Here is a 23,555-nt window from a genome sequence, read left to right on the forward strand (position 1 = left end):
CCGGAAGAAAAAGGAGAAGGCGCCGCTCAGGGCTTCTTCTGGAAGTCGAGCGAGGCCGAGTTCATGCAGTAGCGCAGGCCGGTCTCGGTCGGTCCGTCGGGGAAGACGTGGCCCAGGTGCGCGCCGCAATTGGCGCAGACATTCTCGGTGCGCACCATGCCGTGCGAGCGGTCGACGATGTTGCGGATCGCGCCCGGCACCGCTTCCTCCGAGAAGCTGGGCCAGCCGCAGCCGGCGTCGAACTTGGTGGCGGACTCGAACAGCTTGGCGCCGCAGCAGACGCAGTGGTAGGTGCCGTCGTCCCAGTGGGCTTCGTACTTGCCGGTGAAGGGGCGCTCGGTCGCCGCGTGGCGGGTCACCTCGAAGGCGGCCGGCTCGGCACCCTTTTCGGCGAGCAGCGCTTTCCATTCGGCATCGGTTTTCTGGACGGGTGTGTTCATGATGAGCAGCTGATTTCGATCGTGGAAGCCCAGTCGGGCGGGAACCCGGCATACGCCTGCGCGCCGGGATGTTCTTCAAATGGGGATTCCAGCAGGGCCAGCAAGGTCGCCACGCCCGAGAAGTCCTTGCGGCCAGCCGCTTCGATGGCCTGCTGGCCCAGGTGGTTCCGCAGCACGTATTCCGGATTGCTGCGCAGCATCAGTTCGGCCGCCTGCTCGCGCGGGGTGTGGGCATGGCGCTCCAGAAACAAAAGCAGCCAGGCGTCGAAGCCGGCGCGGTCAATGAACAGTTCGCGCACCGGCTCGATGTTGCCGTCGGCCCGGTAGCGGGCCAGGCGGCGCCAGAAGATCGTGTAGTCGGTCTTTTCGGCCGCCAGCAGCTTGAGCACGCCCTCGATCAGCGCGCGGTCGCCGTCGGCCGCGTCGGCGAGGCCGAGCTTGGCGCGCATGCGGTTCTCGAAGGCGTTCGGGAACGCGGCCTTGTACGACTCGAGCGCGGCCAGCGCGAGCTCCTGGTCCTCGATCAGCGGCAGCAGCGCCTGGCCGAGGCAGAACAGGTTCCAGTACGCCACGTTGGGCTGCTGGTTGAAGGCATAGCGCCCGCCGGTGTCGCTGTGGTTGCAGATGTGGCGCGGATCGAAGCCGTCGAGGAACTGGAACGGGCCGTAGTCGATGGTGAGCCCGAGGATGCTCATGTTGTCGGTGTTCATCACGCCGTGGCAGAAGCCCACGGCCTGCCAGTGCGCCAGCAGGGTGGCGGTGCGTTCGCTCACGGCCTCGAGCAGCGCCGCATAGGGGTTGCCGCCGAAGCGTTCGTTGTGGCGGCAGGCCGGGTAGTAGCGGTCGATCACGTAGTCGGCGAGCGCGCGCAGCTCCTCGTGCTGCTGGTTCGCCGCGAAGTGCTCGAAATGGCCGAAGCGGATGAAGCTCGGTGCCACCCGCGTCACCACCGCGGCGGTCTCGATCTCCTCGCGGCGCACGCGCGCGTCCGAGCCGGTCACGCACAGCGCGCGCGTGGTCGGGATGCCCAGGCCGTGCATGGCTTCGCTGCAGAGGAACTCGCGGATGCTCGAGCGCAGCACGGCGCGGCCGTCGCCCATGCGCGAATAGGGCGTACGGCCCGCGCCCTTGAGCTGGATCTCGAGGCCGTCCGCGGTTTCGCCGAGCAGGATCGCGCGCCCGTCGCCGAGCTGGCCGGCCCAGACGCCGAACTGGTGGCCGCTGTAGACGCTGGCCAGCGGCCGCGCGCCCTCGAGCGGGATGTTGCCGCTCAGCGCCTCGAGCAGCGCGTCGCTGCGCCAGCCTTCGGGCAGGCCCAGCTCGCGCGCGACCCGTTCGCTGTGGCCGACCCAGTAGAGCGGCGTGGGCGAACTCAGCGGGGTGGGGCGCAGCTCGGTGTAGAAGCGCGGCCCGAGCGTGGAGAAGCCGGTGGTGGCCCAGCCCAGGCCCAGGTCGGCGCTCCCGGGCCGGGTTTCGGTCGACGTGGGGCGGTTCTCTTCGGCAAGCAGGCTCGTGGGCGTCATGCCCCGATTGTCCGGCAGAGCGCTAGACCCCTGGCCAAGGGGGGCCTCGGAGACCAGAAACTAGGCGGCGGCGCGCAACAGCGAGCCGGCCGCGTCGCCATGCCACAGCCGCGTGCGGTACTGCGCCGGCGGCAGGCCGAACCAGCGCTTGCAGGCGCGGAAGAAGTTGCTGCTGTCGACGAAGCCCAGCAGGTCGGCCACGTCGGTCAGCGTGTGGCGCTCCTGCGCCAGGTACTGCTGCGCCAGTTCGCGCCGGGTGCGGTCGAGCAGCGCCTGGAACGACACCGATTCCTCCTGCAGCCGGCGCTGCAGCGTGCGCTCGGCCAGGCCCAGGCCCGAGGCCACGTCCTGGCGGCGCGGCTCGCCGTGCGGCAGGCGGCGCGCGATCTCGGCGCAGACCAGGGTGCTGGTGGTGGTCTGGCCCAACTGGTCGAGCTGGTCGTCGAGCAGGTGTTCCTGCATCTCGCCGAGCTCGGGGTGGCTGGTGGGCAGCGTCATCGCCAGGTTGGCGGCCGACAGCAGCATGCGGTTGGCCGGCGCGCCGAAGCGCACCTCGCAGCCGAAGGCCTCGCGGTGCGGCCGGTCGTCGTCGGGGGCCGGATAGGCGAACTCGATCGCCAGCGGCTCCATCTCGCGCCGGATCAGCCAGCGGCACTGCATCAGCATGGTGAGCAGGGCGTACTCGACGCGCTGGCGCGGGATCGGCAGGCTGCCGCCCGTGTGCTGCATCACCATCCAGCTGCCGCGCGCCTCGGGCTGCACCGAGAAGGCGGTGGCATCGGAGATCACGGGCATGTAGCGCGCGAGCCGGTCCATCGCCTCGCCGAGATCGACGCAGCAGGCCATGACGTGGGCGACGGTGCCCAACTTGCTGTGGGTGGCGGCCAGGCCGCGGTGCAGGCCCAGCGTGGGCCGGCCCGCGCGCGCCACGGCCAGTTGCCACAACACGGTGATCTCGTCGACCGGGATGCGCGCGTTCTGCCGCAGCAGCGATTCGGGGTCGAAGCCGGCGTCGCGCAGCAGCGAGGGCACGTCCAGGCCCTCGGCCTCGAACATCCTCAGCACCCCCTCGAGCCATGCCGACGAGCTGGTGCGCAACTCGGGCTGCGGCATGCAGCCCGGACGGCGCGCAGGCCGGCGCGCGTGGCGCGGGTTGGAGGCTCCTGAAGTCATTCGATTGGCTCGCTTGCGATAGCGGTGGAAACGGCACCCGTTCCTAGAATTTTTTCGGGTTCGGCGGGCCGGAGTATGGCCGCGGGGCACCGATGCAGGAATTCCGATTAACCCGGTGTGGAGACAAACACATGCAAGAAATGGCAACGGCACGAAAAAGCCAGGGTGCGGCAGGACAGAAGACAAGGGTGGCTTCGGCCATCGCCATGGCCGCGATCGCGGCCGCCAGCATGGCCCTCGTGGCCTGCGGCGGCGGCGGCTCGGGGTCGAGCGGATTCTTCCCGGTGGCACCGCCACCCCCGCCGCCGCCCGCGCCGCCACCGGCCGCGGACGGCCCGATGGTGCGCCAGACCACCGCCGGCAAGATCGAGGGCGTGGACGACAGCGCCGGCACCGGTACCTTGTCGTGGAAGGGCGTTCCGTTCGCCCAGGCCCCCGTCGGCGCGCTGCGCTGGGCGCCGCCGGCCGATCCCAGGGCCTGGGAGGGCGTGCGCTCCGCCGCCAAGTTCGGCCGCAGCTGCGCCCAGGGCGGGCGCTACTTCAGCCCGGCACCCGACGACGCGCCCTTCGGCCTCGGCACCCGCGAGGGCTTCGGCAAGCCGGTGGGCGACGAGGACTGCCTCACGCTCAACATCTGGCGCCCGAGCGGCGACGCCGCCAAGCTGCCCGTGATCGTCTACATCTACGGCGGCAGCAACATTTCGGGTTACACGGCCGATCCGGGCTACGACGGGGCGCAACTCGCCAAGCGCGGCAATGCCGTCGTCGTGACGATCAACTACCGGCTGGGCGTGCTCGGCTGGCTCGACCTGCCGCAGCTCAAGAACGGCGAGGCGAAGAACGACTCGGGCAACTTCGCGCTGCTCGACCAGATGCAGGCGCTGAAGTTCATCCAGGCCAACATCGGCGCCTTCGGCGGCGACGCGGGCAACGTGACGGTGATGGGGCAGTCGGCGGGCGCGGTCAACACCTGGGGCCTGGTGGTCTCGAGCGCATCGGCCGGCCTGCTGCACAAGGCGGTGCCGCTGAGCGGCGGGATCGCCTTCTCCTCGCGTGCCACCGCGCAGACCTATTCGAAGGGGCTGCTCGCGGCCATCGCCATCGCCGACGGCAAGGCCGTCGACACCACCTCGGCCAATGCCTGGGTGGCCTCGCAGACCAACGCGCAGATCGCCACCTACCTGCGCGGCCTGCCGGCCGACAAGCTGCTGACCATCGTGCTCGCGAACCCGCAGCTGGGCAACGCGCCCGCGCCGATCGAGGACGGCACCATCCTGCCCGTGAACTCGCGGGCCGAGGTCGATGCCGGCCGCTTCAACAAGGTGCCGATGCTGATCGGCAACACGCGCGACGAGGGCACGCTGTTCGCCAACCTGTTCGGCACCTTCACGGGGCAGGGCCTGGGCTTCAAGCCGACCGACTACGAACGCTTCGGGCTGCAGTACAACTTCAACCCCGATGCACCGGTCACGCTCACCGAGGCCGACCTGATCAACGCACCCTACCTGCCGGTAGGTAAGCCGCTGACCGGATGGAAGGCCGCCTCGGATTTCGCGACCAACGCGATCTTCCTCAACGGCCTGCCCGCGCAGATCGACTCGGTCGCGAAGTACCTGCCGACCAAGACCTGGTACTACCGCTTCGACTGGAGCCAGCAGGTGGCGCCGTTCAATACCGTCTACGGCGCGACGCACGGCCTCGACACGGTGTTCATGTTCCACAACTTCGGCACCAACATCTTCTCCTTCGCCTATGGCGAGGCGAACCGGCCGGGCCGCGAGGCGCTGTCGGACGCGATGGTCGGCAGCCTGTCCGCGTTCGCGCGCACCGGCGATCCGAACCATGCGGGCCTGGGCGTGACCTGGCCCAACTGGCCGCGCAAGATCGTGCTCGACGCCAGCAAGACGCAGCTGCAGAACAGCGCGCCTTGAGCACTGCGCGCACCGGCAAGGCGCACCGCCGCGACGGCCATGGCCGCCGCGGTGGTGGCGAAGGTCGCGCGAGGGGCGAGGCGTCTGCATGCTCCGGCGGACGCCAGCTGTCATCCGGACGACAGATCGGTCCTCGCAGACTGCGGGTTTCTGTCATTGTGCGAACGCACATAAATTGCGTGAATCGCCGTAATCTTTGAAACCGCTGAATTTTGTTGAAAGAAGGAGCCTGTAGATGCTGGGTTTGATGCAAGACCGACCGCTTTTGATCTCGTCGCTGATCGAGTTCGTCGAGCGCCACAACGGTGACGGCGAGATCGTCTCGCGGCGGGTCGAGGGCGACATCCACCGCTGTACCTGGAGCGACATCGCATCGCGTTCCCGGCAGGTGGCCAATGCGCTGGACGGCGAGCAACTGCTGTTCAGCGACCGCATCGCGACCCTGGCCTGGAACGGCTACCGCCACCTGGAGCTCTACTACGGCGTCAGCGGCAGCGGCCGCGTGCTGCACACCATCAACCCGCGCCTGCATCCCGACCAGATCGCGTGGATCGCCAACCACGCCGAAGACCAGATCCTGTGCTTCGACCTGACCTTCCTGCCGCTGGTGCAGGCCGTGCATGCCAAGTGCCCGACCATCCGCAAGTGGGTCGCGCTGTGCGGGCCCGACAAGCTGCCGGTCGACAGCGGCATCCCCAACCTCGTGAGCTACGAGGACTGGGTCGGCGGCCAGTCCACCGACTACCAATGGCCGGTGTTCGACGAGAACTCGGCCTCGAGCATGTGCTACACGAGCGGCACCACGGGCAACCCCAAGGCCGCGCTCTACAGCCACCGCTCGACCATGCTGCACGCCTATGCGGCGGCGCTGCCCGACGTGATGCGCATCTCGGCGCGCGACTCGGTGCTGCCCGTGGTGCCGATGTTCCACGTCAACGCCTGGGGCATTCCGTACTCGGCCGCGCTCGTGGGCTGCAAGCTGGTGTTCCCGGGGCCGGCGCTCGACGGCAAGTCGGTCTACGACCTGATCGAGGGCGAGGGCGTGACCTTCGCGGCCGGCGTGCCCACCGTGTGGCAGATGATGCTGGGCCACATGCAGACCAACGGCCTGAAGTTCAGCGCCCTGAACCGCACCGTGATCGGCGGCTCCGCCTGCCCGCCGGCCATGATCAAGGCCTTCCAGGACCTGTACGACGTCGAGGTGCTGCATGCCTGGGGCATGACCGAGATGAGCCCGCTGGGCACGCTGTGCACGCTCAAGAACAAGCACCTGAAGCAGTCGCCCGAGGAGCAGCTCGCGGTGCGCCTCAAGCAGGGCCGCGCGATCTTCGGCGTCGACATGAAGATCGTCGACGGCGAGAACAACGAGCTGCCCTGGGACGGCAAGGCCTACGGCGACCTGCTGGTCAAGGGCCCGTGGATCGTCAAGGAGTACTTCAAGGGCGAGGGCGGCGATCCGCTGATCGACGGCTGGTTCCCCACCGGCGACGTCGCCACCATCGATGCCGACGGCTACCTGCAGATCACCGACCGCAGCAAGGACGTGATCAAGTCCGGCGGCGAATGGATCAGCTCGATCGACATCGAGAACATCGCGGTCTCGCATCCGGCCATCGCCATGGCGGCCTGCATCGGCGTCTTCCACCCCAAGTGGGACGAGCGCCCGATCGTCGCGGTGGTGAAAAAGCCCGGTGCCGAGGTCACGCGTGAGGAACTGCTGAAGTTCTACGAAGGCAAGACCGCCAAGTGGCAGATCCCCGACGACGTGGTCTTCGTCGAGGCAATTCCGCTGGGCGCCACCGGAAAGATCCTCAAGACCCGGCTGCGCGAGCAGCTCAAGGACTACAAGCTGCCCGGCCTGTAAAGCGGGTGGGGCGGTGGCCGTGTCGCCTAGGCGATAGCACGGCCACCTCCACGGCCCGGCTTGCGGGCAATCCCTGTGCGGACGAAAAAAGTGCGCTTGTACGCTGCGGATGCAGCCAATCGGGCAGCCCTTCAACCTGGAGACTCTTCATGCGTTTTGCCCTCAAGTCCATCGCCGTGTGCGCCCTGCTGGCCGGTGCCGGCGCGTCCTTCGCCCAGAAGGGCGAGACCGTCAAGATCGCCTGGCTCGATCCGCTCTCGGGCCTGATGGCCGCGGTGGGCACGAACCAGCTCAAGACCACGCAGTTCCTGGCGGAAGAGTTCAACAAGAAGAACACCTCGGGCGTGAAGTTCGAGATCATCGGCATCGACAACAAGCTCAGCCCGCAGGAGACCACCGCCGCGCTGCGCTCGGCGCAGGACCAGGGCGCGCGCTACATCATGCAGGGCAACGGCTCGGGCCCGGCGCTCGCGATCATCGATGCGGTCGAGAAGAACAACGCGCGCAACCCGGGCAAGGAACTGCTCTTCATGAATTACGCGGCGGTCGACCCCGACCTGACCAACAGCAAGTGCAGCTACTGGCACTTCCGCGTGGACGCCGACACCTCGATGAAGATGGAGGCGCTGACCACCTGGATGAAGGACCAGACGGACATCAAGAAGGTCTACATCCTCGGCCAGAACTACGCGCACGGCGTGCAGGTCAGCAAGTACGCCAAGGAAAACCTCAAGACCAAGCGCCCCGACATCCAGATCGTGGGCGACGACCTGCATCCGCTGGCCCAGGTGCGCGACTTCGCGCCCTACATCGCCAAGATCAAGGCCTCGGGTGCCGACACCGTGATCACCGGCAACTGGGGTTCCGACCTGTCGCTGCTGATCAAGGCGGCCAATGACTCGGGCCTCAACGTCAAGTTCCTGACCTACTACGCGCCCGGCGCAGGCACGCCCACCGCCATGGGCGCCACCTCCGACGGCAAGGTCTACACCGTGGCCTATGCCCACTACAACATGGGCGGCGACATCCAGCGCCTGCTCGGCGGCTACAAGAAGAAGATGAACGACGACCTCACGCAGGCGTCGATCTACCACGTGTTCGCGCTGCTCGATGCCGCTTTCGCGCAGACCAAGTCGACCGACCCGGTCAAGGTCGCGGCCGCGCTCGAGGGCATGAAGATCAAGAGCTTCAACGGCGAGGTCGAGATGCGCAAGACCGACCACCAGTTGCAGCAGGGCCTGTACATCTCGCGCTGGGAGAAGGCCAGCGCCAAGTACCCCTATGACGCCGAGAACACCGGTTACACCAATGTTCCCGTGAAGTATTACGAGTCGTACGTGGCGAGCACCCCGACGACCTGCCAGATGAAGCGCCCCTGAGGCTATTCGTGCGCGCATTTCCTACCCGTCGGTAGCAACAGCCTACCGGCGGGTAGAAATTGGAGAAATGCGCTGTCGCCTGCGCGATAGAAACGGGCCTCGCGGCATCTCCCTTACGGGCATTCCCTGAGGGGAGGGGCTGCGAAGGCTTGTACGCTCGTGCAAGGTTTTTTGAATCGGTTTGACCAGGAGATATAGATCGTGAAGTTCGCTCTGAAAATCGCTACCGCAGCCATCCTTGCCGCCAGCGCCGCCGGCGCCCTGGCCCAGAAGGGTGAAACCGTCAAGATCGCATGGCTCGACCCGCTGTCGGGCCTGATGGCCGCGGTCGGCACCAACCAGCTCAAGACCTTCCAGTTCCTGGCCGAAGAATTCAACAAGAAGAACGTAGCCGGCGTGAAGTTCGAGATCATCGGCATCGACAACAAGCTCAGCCCCCAGGAAACCACCGCCGCGCTGCGCTCGGCCATGGACCAGGGCGCGCGCTACGTGGTGCAGGGCAACGGCTCGGGCCCGGCGCTGGCCATCATCGACGCGCTCGAGAAGCACAACGCCCGCAACCCGGGCAAGGAAGTGCTCTACGTCAACTATGCGGCCGTCGATCCCGACCTGACCAACAGCAAGTGCAGCTACTGGCACTTCCGCCTCGATGCCGACACCTCGATGAAGATGGAGGCGCTGACCACCTTCATGAAGGACCAGCCCGAGATCAAGAAGGTCTACCTGATCAACCAGAACTACTCGCATGGCCAGCAGGTCTCGAAGTTCGCGAAGGAAAACCTCAAGACCAAGCGCCCCGACGTCGAAGTCGTCGGCGACGACCTGCATCCGCTGGCCCAGGTGCGCGACTTCGCGCCCTACATCGCCAAGATCAAGGCCTCGGGCGCCGACTCGGTGATCACCGGCAACTGGGGCTCCGACCTCGCGCTGTTGATCAAGGCGGCCAACGATGCCGGCCTCAACGTCAAGTTCTACACCTACTACGCCGTCACCAACGGCACGCCGACCGCCATGGGCGCGGCCTCGGACGGCAAGGTCTACCAGGTCGGCTACAGCCACTACAACGCGCCGGGCCCGGTCCAGCCGCTGATGGGCGAGTTCAAGAAGCGCTTCAACGACGACCTCTACACCACCGACGTCTACACGGTCTACGCGATGCTCAGCGAAGCCTTTGTGCGCGCCAAGTCGACCGAGCCGGTGAAGGTGGCCGCCACGCTCGAGGGCATGAAGTTCAAGAGCTTCAACGGCGACGTCGAGATGCGCAAGGCCGACCACCAGCTGCAGCAGGGCCTGTGGATCACGCGCTGGCAGAAGGCCGACGCCAAGAACCCGTACAGCCCGGAGAACACCGGCTACACGCTGGCCCCGGTCAAGTACTACGAAGCCTACGTGGCGAGCACGCCCACCACGTGCCAGATGAAGCGGCCCTCCTGAACGCGGGACGCCCCTGAACGGTCGAGGCCCGACTTCAACACTCGGGCCTTTTTCTTTTTCATGTGATCCGAAAGACCGATGAACGTCGAATTCTTCGTCATCTCGCTGCTCAACGGCGTGAGCTACGGCCTGCTGTTGTTCATGCTGAGCTCCGGCCTCACGCTGATCTTCAGCATGATGGGCGTGCTCAACTTCGCGCACGCGAGCTTCTACATGCTGGGTGCGTACATCGCCTACACGCTGTCGAACATCGTCGGCTTCTGGCCGGCGCTGTTCCTCGCGCCGCTGCTGGTGGGCGCCCTGGGCGCCGGCTTCGAGCGCTACTGCCTGCGGCGCGTGCACAAGTTCGGCCACGTGCCCGAGCTGCTCGTGACCTTCGGTCTTTCCTACCTGATCCTCGAGCTGGTGCAGCTGGTGTGGGGCCGCTCGACCGTGCCCTACGGCCTGCCGGCGCAGCTCCAGGGCCCGCTGTTCACGCTCTACGGCACCCAGTTCCCCAAGTCGCGCTCCTTCATCATGCTGGTGGCGGTGCTGATGCTGGTGTCGGTGTGGCTGCTGCTCACGCGCACGCGCATCGGCCTCGTGATCCAGGCCGCGCTCAAGCACCCCGACATGGTCGAGGCGCTGGGCCACAACGTGCCGCGCGTGTTCATGCTGGTGTTCGGCGGCGGTGCCGCGCTCGCGGGCCTCGCGGGCGTGGTCGGCGGCAACACCTACGTCACCGAGCCGGCGATGGCGGGTTCGGTCGGCTCCATCATCTTCGTGGTGGTGGTGGTCGGCGGCATGGGCTCGCTGGCCGGGGCCTTCCTGGCCTCGCTGCTGATCGGCGTGATCCAGACCTTCGCGGTCGCCATGGACCAGTCGCTGGCCGGCGGACTGCAGGCGCTGGGCATGGCGGTCAACGACCAGACCTTCGGCTACGAGCTGCTCAAGCTCACCATCTCGCAGGTCGCACCGATCCTGCCGTACCTGTTCCTGGTCCTCATCCTGATCTTCAGGCCCAAGGGTCTGCTGGGCACCCGGGAGGACTGACGCCATGACATCGACCACGCAAGCTTCGCGCTACTACCGCTTCAAGCCCTGGAACATCGGGCGCTACCTGATCTGGGCGCTGTTCGCCATCGCCCTGATCGTCGCGCCGCACCTGTTCAAGAGCAGCCTGGCGCTGACCATGCTCTCGCAGATGGGCTACCTCATCGTCATCTGCCTGAGCTACAACATCCTGCTGGGGCAGGGCGGCATGCTGAGCTTCGGCCATGCCGTCTACGTCGGGCTGGGCTCGTTCATCGCGATCCACACGATGAACCTCGCGAGCAAGGGCGCGGTGCCGGTGCCGCTGGTGCTGATCCCCCTCGTGGGCGGGCTCGCGGGCATGTTCTTCGCGATCCTGCTGGGCTTCGTCACCACGAAGAAGTCGGGCACCACCTTCGCGATGATCACGCTGGGCATCGGCGAACTGGTGGCCGCCATGGCGCTGATGTTCCCGAGCTTCTTCGGCGGCGAGGGCGGCATCACCACCGACCGCGTCTACGGCACGCCCTTCCTCGGCATGACCTTCGGGCCGCAGATCCAGGTCTACTACCTGATCGCGTTCTACTGCTTCGTGTGCACCGCGCTGATGTTCGCCTTCACCGGCACGCCGCTGGGCCGCATGCTCAACGCGGTGCGCGACAACCCCGAGCGCGTGGAATTCATCGGCTACAACACGCAGCGCGTGCGCTACTTCGCGTTCATCATCGCGGGCTTCTTCGCCGGCATCGGCGGCGGCCTGGCCTCGATCAACTTCGAGATCGTGAACGCGGCCGACAGCCTCAACGCGGTGCGCTCGGGCGGCTACCTGCTGTTCACCTTCCTCGGCGGCGCGGTGTTCTTCTTCGGCCCGATGATCGGCGCGGTGCTGCTGGTGTTCGCCTCGATCCTGCTGTCGGAGCTCTCGAAGGCCTGGCAGCTGTACTTCGGGCTGGTGTTCGTGTTCATGGTGATGTTCGCCCCGGGCGGCATCGCGAGCCTGATCATGATGAACCTGCGCGTGGCCAAGTTCGGCAAGTTCGACCGCTTCTGGTGGCTCTACCTCGCGCTCGCCGCGGCGCTGGTGCCGGTGGTGATCGGCGCGGCCGCGCTGATCGAGATGATCTACCACATCCAGCTCAACGCGGCGATGGGCTCGCGGCTGAACTTCTTCGGCGTCTCGCTCGACACCGCGGGCATGGGCAGCTGGCTCGGCGCGGTCGCGATCCTGGCCATCGGCCTGGGCGCGCTCGAGGTCGCGCGGCGCCGCTTCGTGCGGGTCTGGGGCCAGGCCCAGGAAGAGATCGAAACGGAAATCAAGCGTCGGGAGGCGGCGTAACACATGAGCGCTGAATACGCACTGGAACTCAAGGCGCTGCGAAAGAATTTCGGCAAGACCGAGATCATTCGCGGCGTGGACCTCGCGGTGAAGGCCGGCGAGCGCGTGGCCGTCATCGGGCCGAACGGCGCGGGCAAGTCCACGCTGTTCAACCTGATCAGCGGGCGGCTCGCGCCCACCAGCGGCGAGGTGCTGCTCAACGGGCAGCGCATCGACGGCAAGAAGCCCTACGAGATCAACCGGCTGGGCCTCTCGCGCAGCTTCCAGATCACGAACATCTTCCCCAAGCTCAGCGTGTTCGAGAACCTGCGCTGCGGCGTGCTCTGGAGCCTCGGCTACAAGTACACCTTCCTGCGCTTCCTCTCGAACCTCGACGACGCCAATGCGCGCACCGAGGAGCTGATCCGCCAGATCGGGCTGGAACGCAAGCGCGACGTGCATGCGGTGAACCTCACCTATGCCGAGCAGCGCGCGCTCGAGATCGGCGTGACCATCGCCGGCGGCGCCAACGTGATCCTGCTGGACGAACCCACGGCCGGCATGAGCAAGACCGAGACCTCGCACTTCATCGCGCTGATCAAGCACGTGACCACCGGCAAGACCCTGCTCACGGTGGAGCACGACATGGGCGTGGTGTTCGGCCTGGCCGACAAGATCGCGGTGGTGGTGTATGGCGAGGTGATCGCCTTCGACACGCCCGCGGAGGTGCGCGCCAATGCGCGCGTGCAGGAGGCGTACCTGGGTTCGTCGGTGGCCGATGCACAGGGAGCGGGACACTGAGATGCTGAAGCTTCACGACATCCACGCCTACTACGGCAAGAGCCATGTGCTGCATGGCGTTTCCTTCGACGTGCAGCCCGGCGAGATCGTCGCGCTGCTGGGCCGCAACGGCTCGGGCCGATCGACCACCGCCAAGGCCATCATGGGCCTGGTGCATGCCGAGGGCACGCTGCGCTGGAAGGAGCAGGACATCCTGCGCCGCAAGGCCTACGAGATCGCCCACCTGGGCATCGGCTACGTGCCCGAAAACCGCGACATCTTCCCCAAGCTCACGGTGCACCAGAACCTGCTGCTCGGGCAGAAGGGCTCGGGCAAGGGCAGCCGCTGGCAGTTTGATGACATGTACGGCATGTTCCCGCGCCTCAAGGAGCGCCAGCACACCGAGGCCGGCGTGCTCTCGGGCGGCGAACAGCAGATGCTCACGCTGTGCCGCACGCTGATGGGCGACCCCGACCTGATCATCATCGACGAGCCCACCGAGGGCCTGGCGCCGAAGATCGTCGAGCTCGTGGGGCAGTACCTGCGTACCCTCAAGGACAAGGGCATCTCGGTGCTGCTGATCGAGCAGAAGCTCACCATCGCGATGGCGATCTCCGACCGCGCGCTCGTCATGGGCCACGGCAGCATCGTATTCGACGGCACGCCCGCCAGCCTGCGCGCCGACGGCGCGACGCGCAAGGAATGGCTCGAGGTCTGAGGTAGGCTGTGGAAGGCGGATGGCCGGAGGCGAAGGGCGCGAAGTCCTTGGCGTCCGGCGTCCGCCTTTGCTCCTTGTCCCTCCAGCGACTGCGTGCCATTGTTGCGCCGCGCCAAAGGCCTAAAATCCCCGGAAAAAGAACACTCGTGCTTTTTCTTTTTTCTCTTCACACACCAAGGAACGCAGCATGACGGCTGAATACAAAGTGCTCGGCGATGTCGCCGTGATCACCCTGACCAATCCCCCGGTCAACGGTCTCGGTTTCTCGACCCGCATCGGCATCACCGACGGCCTGTCGAAGGCCCATGCCGACGATGCCGTCAAGGCCATCGTCATCACCGGCGCCGGCAAGGCGTTCTCGGGCGGCGCCGACATCAAGGAATTCGGCACGCCCAAGGCGCTGCAGGAGCCCAACCTGCTGAGCGTGATCCTCGCGCTCGAAGCCGCCACCAAGCCCATCGTCGCGGCCATCCACTCGGTGTGCATGGGCGGCGGCCTCGAGCTCGCGCTCGGCTGCCACTACCGCGTCGCGGCCCCGGGCACCAACGTCGCGCTGCCCGAAGTCAAGCTGGGCCTGCTGCCCGGCGCCGGCGGCACGCAGCGCCTGCCGCGCGTGCTGGGCGTGGAAACCGCCCTCAACATGATCGTGAGCGGCGAGGCCGTGAAGTCCGAAGTGCTCGCCAGCCTGCCGGGCCAGAAGCTGTTCGACAAGCTCGCCGCCTCGCCCGAGACCGTGTTCGACGAAGCCGTCGAGTTCGCGAAGTCGGTCGCGGCCAAGGGCGGCGACCTGCCGCTGGTGCGCAGCCTGCCGTGCCGCCATCCGCAGGGCGATGCCTACTTCCAGTTCACCAAGAACATGGTCGGCGGCATGTCGAAGAACTATCCGGCGCCGCTCAAGTGCATCGACGCCGTGCAGGCCGCCACCAAGCTCAAGTTCGACGAGGGCATGGCCGAGGAGCGCCGCCTGTTCACCGCGCTGATGTTCACGCCCGAGTCGCTGTCGCTGCGCCACCTGTTCATGGCCGAGCGCGCCGCCTCGAAGATTCCCGACGTGCCCGAGGACACGCCCAAGCGCGAGATCAAGTCGGTCGGCGTGATCGGCGCCGGCACCATGGGCGGCGGCATCTCGATGAACTTCCTCAACGCGGGCATCCCCGTGAAGATCCTCGAGATGAAGCAGGAAGCGCTCGACCGCGGCATCGCCACCATCAAGAAGAACTACGAAGCCCAGGTCAAGAAGGGCAAGCTCAAGCAGGACAAGTACGAGCAGCGCATGGCGCTCTTGAGCACCACGCTGAGCTACGACGACCTGAAGGACGCCGACCTGATCATCGAGGCCGTGTTCGAGGAGATCGGCGTCAAGGAGAAGGTCTTCAAGGAACTCGACCGCGTCGCCAGGAAGGGCGCGATCCTGGCCTCGAACACCTCGACGCTCGACGTCGACAAGATCGCATCGTTCACCGAGCGTCCGCAGGACGTGGTCGGCATGCACTTCTTCAGCCCGGCCAACGTGATGAAGCTGCTCGAGGTGGTGCGCGGCAAGCAGACCGCCAAGGACGTGCTCGCCACGGTCATGGCCATCGGCAAGAAGATCAAGAAGACCTCGGTGGTCTCGGGCGTGTGCGACGGCTTCATCGGCAACCGCATGATCGAGCAGTACAGCCGCCAGGCCGGCTTCCTGCTCGACGAGGGCGCGACGCCGCAGCAGGTCGACAAGGCGATCGAGAAGTTCGGCTTCGCGATGGGTCCGTTCCGCATGGGCGACCTGGCCGGCAACGACATCGGCTGGGCGATCCGCAAGCGCCGCGCCGTCGAGCGCGCCGACATGAAGTACAGCCGCACGGCCGACAAGCTCTGCGAACTGGGCCGCTTCGGCCAGAAGACCGGGGCAGGGTGGTACGACTACCAGGCCGGCAAGCGCGACGCGATCCCCTCGGAACTCGTCAACAAGATGATCGAGGACCACCGCAAGGAGCTGGGCATCACGCCGCGCAAGATCTCCGACGAGGAAATCGTGCAGCGCCTGGTCTATGCGCTGGTCAACGAAGGCGCGCACATCCTCGAGGACGGCATCGCCTCGAAGTCGGGCGACATCGACATGGTCTACCTCACGGGCTACGGTTTCCCGATCTGGCGCGGCGGCCCGATGCACTACGCCTCGCAGGTCGGCCTGTACAACGTGGCCGAGACCATGAAGCGCTTCGCGAAGAACCCGCGCGACGACGCCGAGTTCTGGCAGCCCGCGGCGCTGATCCAGAAGCTGGTGGCCGAAGGCAAGTCCTTCGGCTGATCGTCCGGGACCGCGACCGCCCATGTTGAAACGCATCCTCCTGGGACTGCTGCTGGCGCTCGTCGCGCTGGCGGCGGTCGTGGCGGTCAAGACCTGGACCACGCCCTCGCGCCAGCTCGCGGTGGCGCCCGCGCCCAAGCTCGACATCGACCTGCAGGCCGCCGCCAAGCGGCTCGCGGGCGCGATCCCGATCCGTACCGTGTCCAGCCTCGACGACCCGGCCGCCAACCTGGCCGAGTTCGACCGGCTGCATGCCTACCTCGAGCAGAACTTCCCCAAGGTCCACGCCACCCTCAAGAAGGAAGTGGTGGGCCAGAAGGCGCTGCTCTACACCTGGACCGGCAGCGATGCCGCGGCCAAACCCATCGCGCTGATGGCGCACCAGGACATGGTGCCGATCGCGCCGGGCACCGAGAAGGCCTGGAGCGTCGATCCCTTCGGCGGCGAGATCAAGGACGGCTTCGTCTGGGGCCGCGGCACGCTCGACAACAAGGGCAACCTGTTCGCGCAGATGGAGGCCATCGAGCTGCTGATCGCCAGCGGCTTCCAGCCGAAGCAGACGGTCTACCTGGTGATGGGCGACGACGAGGAGGTCAGCGGCCTGCGCGGCGCGCTGCCGATCGCCGAGCTGCTCAAGTCACGTGGCGTGAAGCTCGACTGGGTGCTCGACGAGGGCCTGCTGGTGCTCGACGGCGTGCTGCCGGGCCTGAGCAAGCCGGCGGCGCTGATCGGCCTGGCCGAGAAGGGCTACGCCACCTTCTTCCTCTCGCTCGACACCGCGCCCGGCCACTCGTCGATGCCGCCCGCGCACAGCGCGATCGGCAGCATGAGCGCCGCGCTCGCGCGGCTCGAGGCCCACCCGATGCCCGGCGGCATCCAGGGCGTGGCGGGCCAGATGTTCGGCACGCTCGCGCCCGAGATGAGCGGCATCAACCGCGTGATGCTGTCCAACCTCTGGCTCACGGCGCCGCTGGTCGAAGGCCAGCTGCAGAAGAGCCCGAGCAGCAACGCGATGCTGCGCACCACCACCGCGCTGACCATCGTGCGCGCCGGCAACAAGGACAACGTGCTGCCCGGCCGCGCCGAGGCCGCCGTCAACTTCCGCGTGCTGCCCGGCGACACCATCGACAGCGTCGAGGCCCACCTGCGCAAGCAGCTCGGCAACGACGAGATCAAGATCAAGCGCTACCCCGGCAACTCCGAGGCCTCGCCGGTCTCGCCGACCGACAGCGCCGGCTACCGCACCATCGAGCGCTCGGTGCGCCAGTCCTTCCCCGACGCCATCGTCGCGCCCGGCCTCATGACCGCGGCCACCGATTCGCGCCACTTCTCGATCCTGAGCGACGCGGTGTTCCGCTTCTCGCCGTTCCGCATGAAGAACGAGGACCTCGCGCGCTTCCATGGCACCAACGAACGCCTCGCGATCTCGAACTACGGCGAGATGATCGGCTTCTATCAGCAGCTGCTGCGCAACGCCTCCGGCGCGCAGCCCCAGTAACCCGGCTTCCCCTTCCATCTTCGAAAAGGACCTCACCATGACCAGCGCCGTCATCGTTTCCACCGCCCGCACGCCGCTCGCCAAGAGCTGGAAGGGTGCTTTCAACATGACGCACGGCGCCACGCTCGGCGGCCATGCGGTGCAGCATGCGATCGCCCGCGCCGGCATCGAGGCCGCCGAGGTCGACGACGTGATCATGGGTTGCGCCACGCCCGAAGGCGCGACCGGCTCGAACATCGCGCGCCAGATCGCGCTGCGCGCCGGCTGCCCGATCACCACCTCGGGCATGACCATCAACCGCTTCTGCTCCTCGGGCCTGCAGACCATCGCCACCGCCGCCCAGCGCGTCATCGCGGGCGAGGGCGACGTCTACGTGGCCGGCGGCGTCGAGAGCATCTCGTGCGTGCAGAACGAAGCCAACAAGCACATGCTGGCCGACCCCTGGCTGGTGAAGCACAAGCCCGAGATCTACTGGAACATGCTGCAGACGGCCGAGCAGGTCGCCAAGCGCTACAACATCGGCCGCGACGCCATGGACGAGTACGGCGCCGCGAGCCAGCAGAAGGCCACCGCCGCGCTGGAAGCCGGCCGCTTCAAGGACGAGATCGCGCCGATCACCGTGCTGGCCGGCGTGGCCGACCCCGTGATGGGCCTGCGCACCAAGGAAGTCACGATCGAGAACGACGAAGGCATCCGCCCCGGCACCACCAAGGAAGGCATCAGCGGCATCCGCTCGGCCATTCCGGGCGGCCTGATATCGGCCGGCAATGCCAGCCAGTTCTCGGACGGCGGCGGCGCCTGCGTGGTGGTCGACGAGAAGTACGCCGAGCGCAAGGGCCTGAAGCCGCTGGGCCGCTTCCTGGGCTTCGCGGTGGCGGGCTGCGAGCCCGACGAGATGGGCATCGGCCCCGTCTTCGCGATCCCCAAGGTGCTCAAGCGCCTGGGCCTGACGGTCAACGACATCGACCTGTGGGAGCTCAACGAAGCCTTCGCGGTGCAGGTGATCTATTGCCGCGACAAGCTCGGCATCCCGGCCGACCGCCTCAACGTGGACGGCGGCGCCATCGCCGTGGGCCACCCCTATGGCGTGAGCGGCCAGCGCCTCACGGGCCATGCGCTGATCGAAGGCAAGCGCCGCGGCGCGAAGAAGGTCGTGGTCACGATGTGCATCGGCGGCGGCATGGGTGCCGCGGGCGTGTTCGAGGTGATCTGAGCTTCGTCCTGAACCGCTGAATTCGGACTTCCGAACGCAGAAGTCGCGAAGGTTACGCAGAAGTCGCAGAAGAGAAACCAGAATTTTCATTGGTTTTTCTCTGCGACTTTTTCTTGGCTTTCCGCGCCTTCCGCGCTCGCTGTCCGACCCCGATCCCGCTTTCCTGGAACACACCATGAGCCTGCGTCCCACCCTCGATTTCCTGCTCTACGACTGGCTGCATGCCGAAACGCTGGCCTCGCGCGAACGCTTCGCCGACCACTCGCGCGAGACCTTCGACGCGGTGCTCGACACCTGCGAGCGCATCGCGCGCGAGAAGTACGCGCCGTTCAACCGCACCGTCGACACGCAGGAGCCGCACTTCGACGGCGAGAAGGTGATCCTGCCGCAGGCCACGCACGACGCGCACAAGGCCTTCGTCGAATCGGGAATGATGAGCGCGGCGCAGGACTACGACATCGGCGGCATGCAACTGCCCTACACGGTGCAGGCCGCGGCCAACAGCTTCTTCGCGATGGCCTCGGTGAGCATCGGCTCGAACATGCTGACCAGCGGCAACGCCAACCTGCTGATGGTGCATGGCACCGACATGCAGAAGGAGGTGTTCGCCAAGAACGAGTTCTCCGGGCGCTGGGCCGGCACCATGTGCCTGTCGGAGCCGCAGGCCGGCTCTTCGCTGAGCGACGTGGCCACGCGCGCGGTGCCCGATGGCGAGGGCTTCCAGGACGATCCGCTGGGCCCGCGCTACCGGCTCACGGGCAACAAGATGTGGATCTCCTCGGGCGACCACGAACTGACCGAGAACATCGTGCACATCGTGCTCGCCAAGATTCCCGACGAGAACGGCAAGCTGGTGCCGGGCACGCGCGGCATCTCGCTGTTCATCGTGCCCAAGCGCATGGTGAACACGCAGGGCGAACTCACGGGCGAGCGCAACGACGTGGCGCTCGCGGGCCTCAACCACAAGCTGGGCTGGCGCGGCACCACCAACACGCTCTTGAACTTCGGCGAGGGCAAGTACCCGGTCGGCGGCAAGGCCGGCGCGGTGGGCTACCTGGTCGGCGCGCCCGGCAAGGGCCTGCACTGCATGTTCCACATGATGAACGAGGCGCGCATCGGTGTCGGCACCGCCGCCACCATGCTCGGCATGGCCGGCTACTACGCCTCGCTCGACTACGCGAAGAGCCGGCCGCAGGGCCGCCTCGTGAAGAAGCCCGAGGGCGGCGAGGCCAAGGTGGTCAAGGACTCGGCCGGCCCGCAGGTGCGCATCATCGAGCACGCCGACGTGCGCCGCATGCTGCTGGCGCAGAAGGCCTATTGCGAGGGCGCGCTGGCGCTCGAGCTCTACTGCGCGCGGCTGGTCGACGAGCAGAAGACCGGCAACGAGCAGGCGGCCGACGAGGCGCGGCTGCTGCTCGAAGTGCTGACCCCGATCGCCAAGAGCTGGCCCAGCGAATGGTGCCTCGAGGCCAACTCGCTCGCGATCCAGGTCCATGGCGGGTACGGCTACACGCGCGACTTCCCGGTCGAGCAGTACTGGCGCGACAACCGCCTCAACATGATCCACGAGGGCACGCACGGCATCCAGGCGGCCGACCTGCTGGGTCGCAAGGTGCTGATGGAGAAGGGCCGCGGCCTGCAGCTGCTGGCGGGCCGCATCACCGAGACCATCGGCCGCGCCGCCAAGGCGCCCGCGCTCGCCGCCCATGCCAAGGCGCTGGGCGAGGCGCTGCAGCGCGTGGGCAGCGCCACCGAGGCCGCCTGGTCCACCGGCGACCCGGCCGAGGCGCTGGTGAACGCGGTGCCGTACATGCAGGCCTTTGGCCACACGGTGCTGGCCTGGCTGTGGCTCGACGTGGCGCAGCGCGCGCTCGAACTCGACCCGGCGCAGGCCGCGCCCGCGACTGCTGGCAAGATGGCGGCCGCGCGCTATTTCTTCCACTACGAGCTGCCCAAGAACGGCGCCTGGCTCAACGTGGTCGAGAGCCGCGATCCGACCTGTACCGCCTTGCCCGAAGAGGCATTCTGATGCCCGCCATTGCCATGACCCCTCCCACTCCCGCCAAGCCACCGAAACCGCATGCCACGCTCGAGAAGTGGATCTGGATCCTGATCTACGGCGGCCTGTTCCTCGTCATCCTCGGCATCGCCACCGGCCGCACCGAGCCGGCCACCGGCTGGGCCATGGCCGTGCCCGGCGGCATCGCGACCGCCGTGGGCTTCGTGCTGATCTACGTGCGCTCGCGCATGAACGACAAGTAAGGAGCGAGGCCATGCTCAGGCACATCGTGATGTGGAAGTTCAAGGCGCACGCCGAGGGCGCCGACAAGGCCGCCAACCTCGCCAAGGCCAAGGCGCTGCTCGAGGCCTGCGCGACGCTGTCGCCGGGCACCGTGCGCTTCGAGGTCGCGCTGGCCCAGCCGGGCCTGGAAGCCACCTACGACCTGATCCTCAACTCGGAGTTCACCGACGCCGCCGCGCTCGCGGCCTATGCCGAGCATCCGCAGCACGTCGCGCTCAAGCCCTTCATCGGCGCCGTGCGCGAAGCGCGCCAGTGCATGGATTACGAGCTCTGACCCCCGAACACCATCGACACCCGGAGACATTCCCATGACCGCCCGCACCACCCAGCAACTGTTCGACCTCCGCGGCAAGACCGCGCTCATCACCGGCGGCTCGCGCGGCCTGGGCCTGCAGATGGCCCATGCGCTCGGCGAGGCCGGCGCGAAGATCATGCTGAGCTCGCGCAAGGCCGACGACCTCGAGCAGGCCGCGGCCGAGCTGCAGGCCGCCGGCATCGACGCGCGCTGGATCGCCGCCGACTGCGCGAAGGAAGAGGACACCCGCCGCCTGGCCGAGGAGACCCTGCAGCGCCTGGGCGCGATCGACATCCTCGTGAACAACGCCGGCGCGAGCTGGGGTTCGCCGGCCGAGAGCCACCCGGTCGAGGCCTGGGACAAGGTGATGAACCTCAACGTGCGCGGCTATTTCATCCTGTCGCAGCACGTGGCCAACCAGTACATGATCCCGAAGAAGAGCGGCCGCATCATCAACATCGCCTCGATCGCGGGCCTCAACGGCAACCCGCCCGAGATGCAGACCCTGGCCTACAACACCTCCAAGACCGCGGTGATCGGCTTCACGCGCACGCTGGCGGCCGAATGGGGCAAGTACAACATCACCGTCAACGCGATCTGCCCGGGCTTCTTCATGACCAAGATGGCGGCCGGCCTGATCAAGTCGCTGGGCGAGGAGAAGATGGCCGCGCAGGCGCCGCTGGGCCGCCTGGGCGACGACGAAGACTTGAAGGGCCTGACGCTGCTGTACGCGAGCGATGCCGGCAAGCACATCACCGGCCAGTGGCTGGCGGTCGACGGCGGCGTGAGCGTGGTCCTGGGCGCGGCCTGAAGCAATGACCCAAGACTCCGACGACATCAACATCCGCTCGTACACGAGCCAGATCCCGTTCGCGCGCCACCTGGGCTTCGAGCTCGTGAAGTTCGAGAACGGCGAATCCGAGATCCGCTACACGGCCAAGCCCGAGCACCTCAACACCTTCGACGTGACGCACGGCGGCGCCTGCATGACCTTGCTCGACATCACCATGGCCGCGGCCGCGCGCAGCGTGACGCCCGAGACCGGCGTGGTCACGATCGAGATGAAGACCAGCTTCATGCAGCCTTCGGTCGGCCCGCTGCACGCACGCGGCACGCTGATCCACCGCACCGCCACGCTGGCCTTCACCGAGGCCAAGATCTACGACGAGCAGGAGCGCGTGTGCGCCCATGCCACCGGCACCTTCAAGTACGTGAAGCGCCGGCTGCCGACCGGCCCGGCGAGCGCCAACGCGATGCGCCCGCCGTCGACCGACTGACCGCGAACAGTCCAGGGGCGGCGGACCCCGTTCCGCCGCCGCAGTCCCAAGGCGCCTCGCGCGCCGCCATCCAGTTTCCAGGAGACACGACCATGCCGACCAACAAGCAGCAGATCCTCGACAACCGCCCCGAGGGCGAAGCCGTCGCGAGCAACTTCAAGCTCGTGACCGCGCAAACCCCGGCGCTCCAGGACAACCAGGTGCTGGTGCGCCACCACTACATGAGCCTCGACCCCTACATGCGCGGGCGCATGAACGACGCCAAGAGCTACGCCCAGCCACAGCCGCTGGGCCAGGTGATGCAGGGCGGCACCGTGGGCGAGGTGGTCGAGAGCAAGCATCCGAAGTACGCCGTGGGCGACAAGGTGGTGGGCTTCGGCGGCTGGCAGGAATACAGCGTGGTCGATGCCTCGCAGCCCGGTGCGCTCAAGAAGGTGGACACCACCCACGTGCCGCTGTCGCACTACCTGGGCGCGGTCGGCATGCCGGGCGTGACCGCCTGGTACGGCCTGGTCAAGATCATTGCGCCCAAGGCCGGCGAGACCGTGGTGATCACGGCGGCGAGCGGTGCCGTGGGCAGCGCCTTCGGCGCGCTGGCCAAGGCGCGCGGCTGCCGCGTGGTGGGCATCGCGGGCGGGCCCGACAAGTGCAAGTACGTGACCGACGAACTGGGCTTCGATGCCTGCATCGACTACCGCCAGCATCCCGACGTCAAGACCATGAGCGCAGCGCTCAAGGAAGCCTGCCCGAAGGGCATCGACGGCTATTTCGAGAACGTCGGCGGCTACATCTTCGACGCCGTGCTGCTGCGCACCAACGCCTTCGCGCGCGTCGCGCTGTGCGGCATGATCGCGGGCTACGATGGCCAGCCGCTGCCGCTCGCGAACCCCGCGCTGATCCTGATCAACCGGCTCAAGGTCGAGGGCTTCATCGTCAGCGAGCACATGGAGGTGTGGCCCGAGGCGCTGGCCGAGCTCGGCGCGCTGGTGGGCAGCGGCAAGCTCAAGCCGCGCGAGTCGATCGCGCAGGGCATCGAGGCCGCGCCCGAGGCCTTCCTGGGCCTGCTCAAGGGCCGCAACTTCGGCAAGCAGCTGGTCAAGCTGATCTGAGAG

At 67.2% G+C, this 23,555-nt stretch carries 19 protein-coding genes and 1 pseudogene; 17 read left to right on the forward strand and 3 right to left on the reverse strand.

Translation table 11 applies throughout. From position 1 onward, the window contains the following. Positions 1–26: 26 nt before the first annotated feature. From msrB to AC07RV_RS09115, 3 genes are read right to left on the reverse strand one after another with little or no spacing between them, the layout of a single operon-like run. On the reverse strand, positions 27–440 hold the full coding sequence (gene msrB / locus AC07RV_RS09105) for a peptide-methionine (R)-S-oxide reductase MsrB (RefSeq protein ID WP_057597047.1): 414 nt from the start codon (positions 438–440) through the stop codon (positions 27–29). After that, entirely contained in the window at positions 437–1,963 is a 1,527-nt protein-coding gene (locus AC07RV_RS09110; RefSeq protein WP_296782761.1) for a protein adenylyltransferase SelO, read from the reverse strand. The genes msrB and AC07RV_RS09110 overlap by 4 nt, the downstream gene beginning before the upstream one ends. A gap of 60 nt (positions 1,964–2,023) precedes the next feature. Continuing rightward, positions 2,024–3,136: an AraC family transcriptional regulator gene (locus AC07RV_RS09115; protein WP_296782759.1), complete on the reverse strand. Its 1,113-nt coding sequence runs from the start codon at positions 3,134–3,136 to the stop codon at positions 2,024–2,026. 188 nt (positions 3,137–3,324) lie between these two features. Here AC07RV_RS09115 and AC07RV_RS09120 point away from each other — a divergent pair, with 188 nt between their 5' ends. The 17 genes and pseudogenes from AC07RV_RS09120 (at position 3,325) to AC07RV_RS09200 (ending at position 23,552) form a co-directional block, all read left to right on the forward strand. Next, positions 3,325–5,067 (forward strand): carboxylesterase/lipase family protein, encoded by a 1,743-nt coding sequence (locus AC07RV_RS09120; protein WP_296782757.1) that lies wholly within the window; start codon positions 3,325–3,327, stop codon positions 5,065–5,067. 235 nt (positions 5,068–5,302) lie between these two features. Beyond that, positions 5,303–6,931, forward strand: coding sequence for a 3-(methylthio)propionyl-CoA ligase (locus AC07RV_RS09125; protein WP_296782755.1), 1,629 nt, complete (start codon positions 5,303–5,305; stop codon positions 6,929–6,931). Positions 6,932–7,080: 149 nt separating this feature from the next. Then, positions 7,081–8,310 carry a branched-chain amino acid ABC transporter substrate-binding protein gene (locus AC07RV_RS09130; RefSeq protein ID WP_296782753.1) on the forward strand — a complete coding sequence of 410 codons (1,230 nt, stop codon included), beginning with the start codon at positions 7,081–7,083 and terminating at the stop codon, positions 8,308–8,310. 201 nt (positions 8,311–8,511) lie between these two features. Continuing rightward, positions 8,512–9,744 (forward strand): branched-chain amino acid ABC transporter substrate-binding protein, encoded by a 1,233-nt coding sequence (locus tag AC07RV_RS09135; RefSeq protein WP_093342094.1) that lies wholly within the window; start codon positions 8,512–8,514, stop codon positions 9,742–9,744. 78 nt (positions 9,745–9,822) lie between these two features. Then, positions 9,823–10,776, forward strand: a complete 954-nt coding sequence (locus AC07RV_RS09140; RefSeq protein ID WP_093342092.1) for a branched-chain amino acid ABC transporter permease — start codon at positions 9,823–9,825, stop codon at positions 10,774–10,776. Between the two features lie 4 nt (positions 10,777–10,780). Next, positions 10,781–12,091 (forward strand): branched-chain amino acid ABC transporter permease, encoded by a 1,311-nt coding sequence (locus AC07RV_RS09145; RefSeq protein WP_203201080.1) that lies wholly within the window; start codon positions 10,781–10,783, stop codon positions 12,089–12,091. A 3-nt stretch (positions 12,092–12,094) separates the two neighbouring features. Beyond that, positions 12,095–12,871, forward strand: a complete 777-nt coding sequence (locus tag AC07RV_RS09150; protein WP_093342089.1) for an ABC transporter ATP-binding protein — start codon at positions 12,095–12,097, stop codon at positions 12,869–12,871. A gap of 1 nt (position 12,872) precedes the next feature. Next, the gene (locus AC07RV_RS09155; protein WP_093342087.1) at positions 12,873–13,568 is read left to right on the forward strand and encodes an ABC transporter ATP-binding protein; all 696 of its coding nucleotides are present in this window, start codon (positions 12,873–12,875) and stop codon (positions 13,566–13,568) included. Between the two features lie 187 nt (positions 13,569–13,755). Further along, positions 13,756–15,858 carry a 3-hydroxyacyl-CoA dehydrogenase NAD-binding domain-containing protein gene (locus tag AC07RV_RS09160; RefSeq protein WP_296782745.1) on the forward strand — a complete coding sequence of 701 codons (2,103 nt, stop codon included), beginning with the start codon at positions 13,756–13,758 and terminating at the stop codon, positions 15,856–15,858. A 1-nt stretch (position 15,859) separates the two neighbouring features. After that, positions 15,860–17,356: pseudogene (locus AC07RV_RS09165) on the forward strand (M20 family peptidase); the annotation flags it as partial. Between the two features lie 37 nt (positions 17,357–17,393). Beyond that, complete coding sequence (locus AC07RV_RS09170) at positions 17,394–18,569, forward strand: acetyl-CoA C-acyltransferase (protein WP_093342083.1); 1,176 nt, start codon at positions 17,394–17,396, stop codon at positions 18,567–18,569. Between the two features lie 175 nt (positions 18,570–18,744). Continuing rightward, positions 18,745–20,598 carry an acyl-CoA dehydrogenase gene (locus AC07RV_RS09175; protein ID WP_093342081.1) on the forward strand — a complete coding sequence of 618 codons (1,854 nt, stop codon included), beginning with the start codon at positions 18,745–18,747 and terminating at the stop codon, positions 20,596–20,598. A 14-nt stretch (positions 20,599–20,612) separates the two neighbouring features. Continuing rightward, positions 20,613–20,831: a hypothetical protein gene (locus tag AC07RV_RS09180; RefSeq protein WP_296782740.1), complete on the forward strand. Its 219-nt coding sequence runs from the start codon at positions 20,613–20,615 to the stop codon at positions 20,829–20,831. Positions 20,832–20,842: 11 nt separating this feature from the next. Next, positions 20,843–21,145, forward strand: coding sequence for a Dabb family protein (locus AC07RV_RS09185; RefSeq protein ID WP_093342078.1), 303 nt, complete (start codon positions 20,843–20,845; stop codon positions 21,143–21,145). Between the two features lie 34 nt (positions 21,146–21,179). Further along, positions 21,180–21,977, forward strand: coding sequence for an SDR family oxidoreductase (locus AC07RV_RS09190; protein WP_093342076.1), 798 nt, complete (start codon positions 21,180–21,182; stop codon positions 21,975–21,977). Between the two features lie 4 nt (positions 21,978–21,981). Further along, positions 21,982–22,443 (forward strand): PaaI family thioesterase, encoded by a 462-nt coding sequence (locus AC07RV_RS09195; RefSeq protein WP_093342075.1) that lies wholly within the window; start codon positions 21,982–21,984, stop codon positions 22,441–22,443. A gap of 92 nt (positions 22,444–22,535) precedes the next feature. After that, on the forward strand, positions 22,536–23,552 hold the full coding sequence (locus AC07RV_RS09200; protein WP_296782737.1) for an NADP-dependent oxidoreductase: 1,017 nt from the start codon (positions 22,536–22,538) through the stop codon (positions 23,550–23,552). The last annotated feature ends 3 nt before the right edge of the window (positions 23,553–23,555 follow it).

It is taken from the genome of Variovorax sp. GW821-FHT09B01 (assembly GCF_059418345.1).

Excerpts from the sequence above, each read along its gene's own strand:
- AC07RV_RS09130 (WP_296782753.1), top strand. The coding sequence starts at position 7,081 with ATGCGTTTTGCCCTCAAGTCCATCGCCGTGTGCGCCCTGCTGGCCGGT.
- AC07RV_RS09190 (WP_093342076.1), top strand. The coding sequence starts at position 21,180 with ATGACCGCCCGCACCACCCAGCAACTGTTCGACCTCCGCGGCAAGACC.
- AC07RV_RS09155 (WP_093342087.1), top strand. The coding sequence starts at position 12,873 with ATGCTGAAGCTTCACGACATCCACGCCTACTACGGCAAGAGCCATGTG.
- AC07RV_RS09140 (WP_093342092.1), top strand. The coding sequence starts at position 9,823 with ATGAACGTCGAATTCTTCGTCATCTCGCTGCTCAACGGCGTGAGCTAC.
- AC07RV_RS09175 (WP_093342081.1), top strand. The coding sequence starts at position 18,745 with ATGAGCCTGCGTCCCACCCTCGATTTCCTGCTCTACGACTGGCTGCAT.
- AC07RV_RS09195 (WP_093342075.1), top strand. The coding sequence starts at position 21,982 with ATGACCCAAGACTCCGACGACATCAACATCCGCTCGTACACGAGCCAG.
- AC07RV_RS09110 (WP_296782761.1), bottom strand. The coding sequence starts at position 1,963 with ATGACGCCCACGAGCCTGCTTGCCGAAGAGAACCGCCCCACGTCGACC.
- AC07RV_RS09145 (WP_203201080.1), top strand. The coding sequence starts at position 10,781 with ATGACATCGACCACGCAAGCTTCGCGCTACTACCGCTTCAAGCCCTGG.
- AC07RV_RS09150 (WP_093342089.1), top strand. The coding sequence starts at position 12,095 with ATGAGCGCTGAATACGCACTGGAACTCAAGGCGCTGCGAAAGAATTTC.
- AC07RV_RS09180 (WP_296782740.1), top strand. The coding sequence starts at position 20,613 with ATGACCCCTCCCACTCCCGCCAAGCCACCGAAACCGCATGCCACGCTC.
- AC07RV_RS09185 (WP_093342078.1), top strand. The coding sequence starts at position 20,843 with ATGCTCAGGCACATCGTGATGTGGAAGTTCAAGGCGCACGCCGAGGGC.
- AC07RV_RS09125 (WP_296782755.1), top strand. The coding sequence starts at position 5,303 with ATGCTGGGTTTGATGCAAGACCGACCGCTTTTGATCTCGTCGCTGATC.
- AC07RV_RS09115 (WP_296782759.1), bottom strand. The coding sequence starts at position 3,136 with ATGACTTCAGGAGCCTCCAACCCGCGCCACGCGCGCCGGCCTGCGCGC.
- AC07RV_RS09200 (WP_296782737.1), top strand. The coding sequence starts at position 22,536 with ATGCCGACCAACAAGCAGCAGATCCTCGACAACCGCCCCGAGGGCGAA.
- AC07RV_RS09160 (WP_296782745.1), top strand. The coding sequence starts at position 13,756 with ATGACGGCTGAATACAAAGTGCTCGGCGATGTCGCCGTGATCACCCTG.
- msrB (WP_057597047.1), bottom strand. The coding sequence starts at position 440 with ATGAACACACCCGTCCAGAAAACCGATGCCGAATGGAAAGCGCTGCTC.
- AC07RV_RS09170 (WP_093342083.1), top strand. The coding sequence starts at position 17,394 with ATGACCAGCGCCGTCATCGTTTCCACCGCCCGCACGCCGCTCGCCAAG.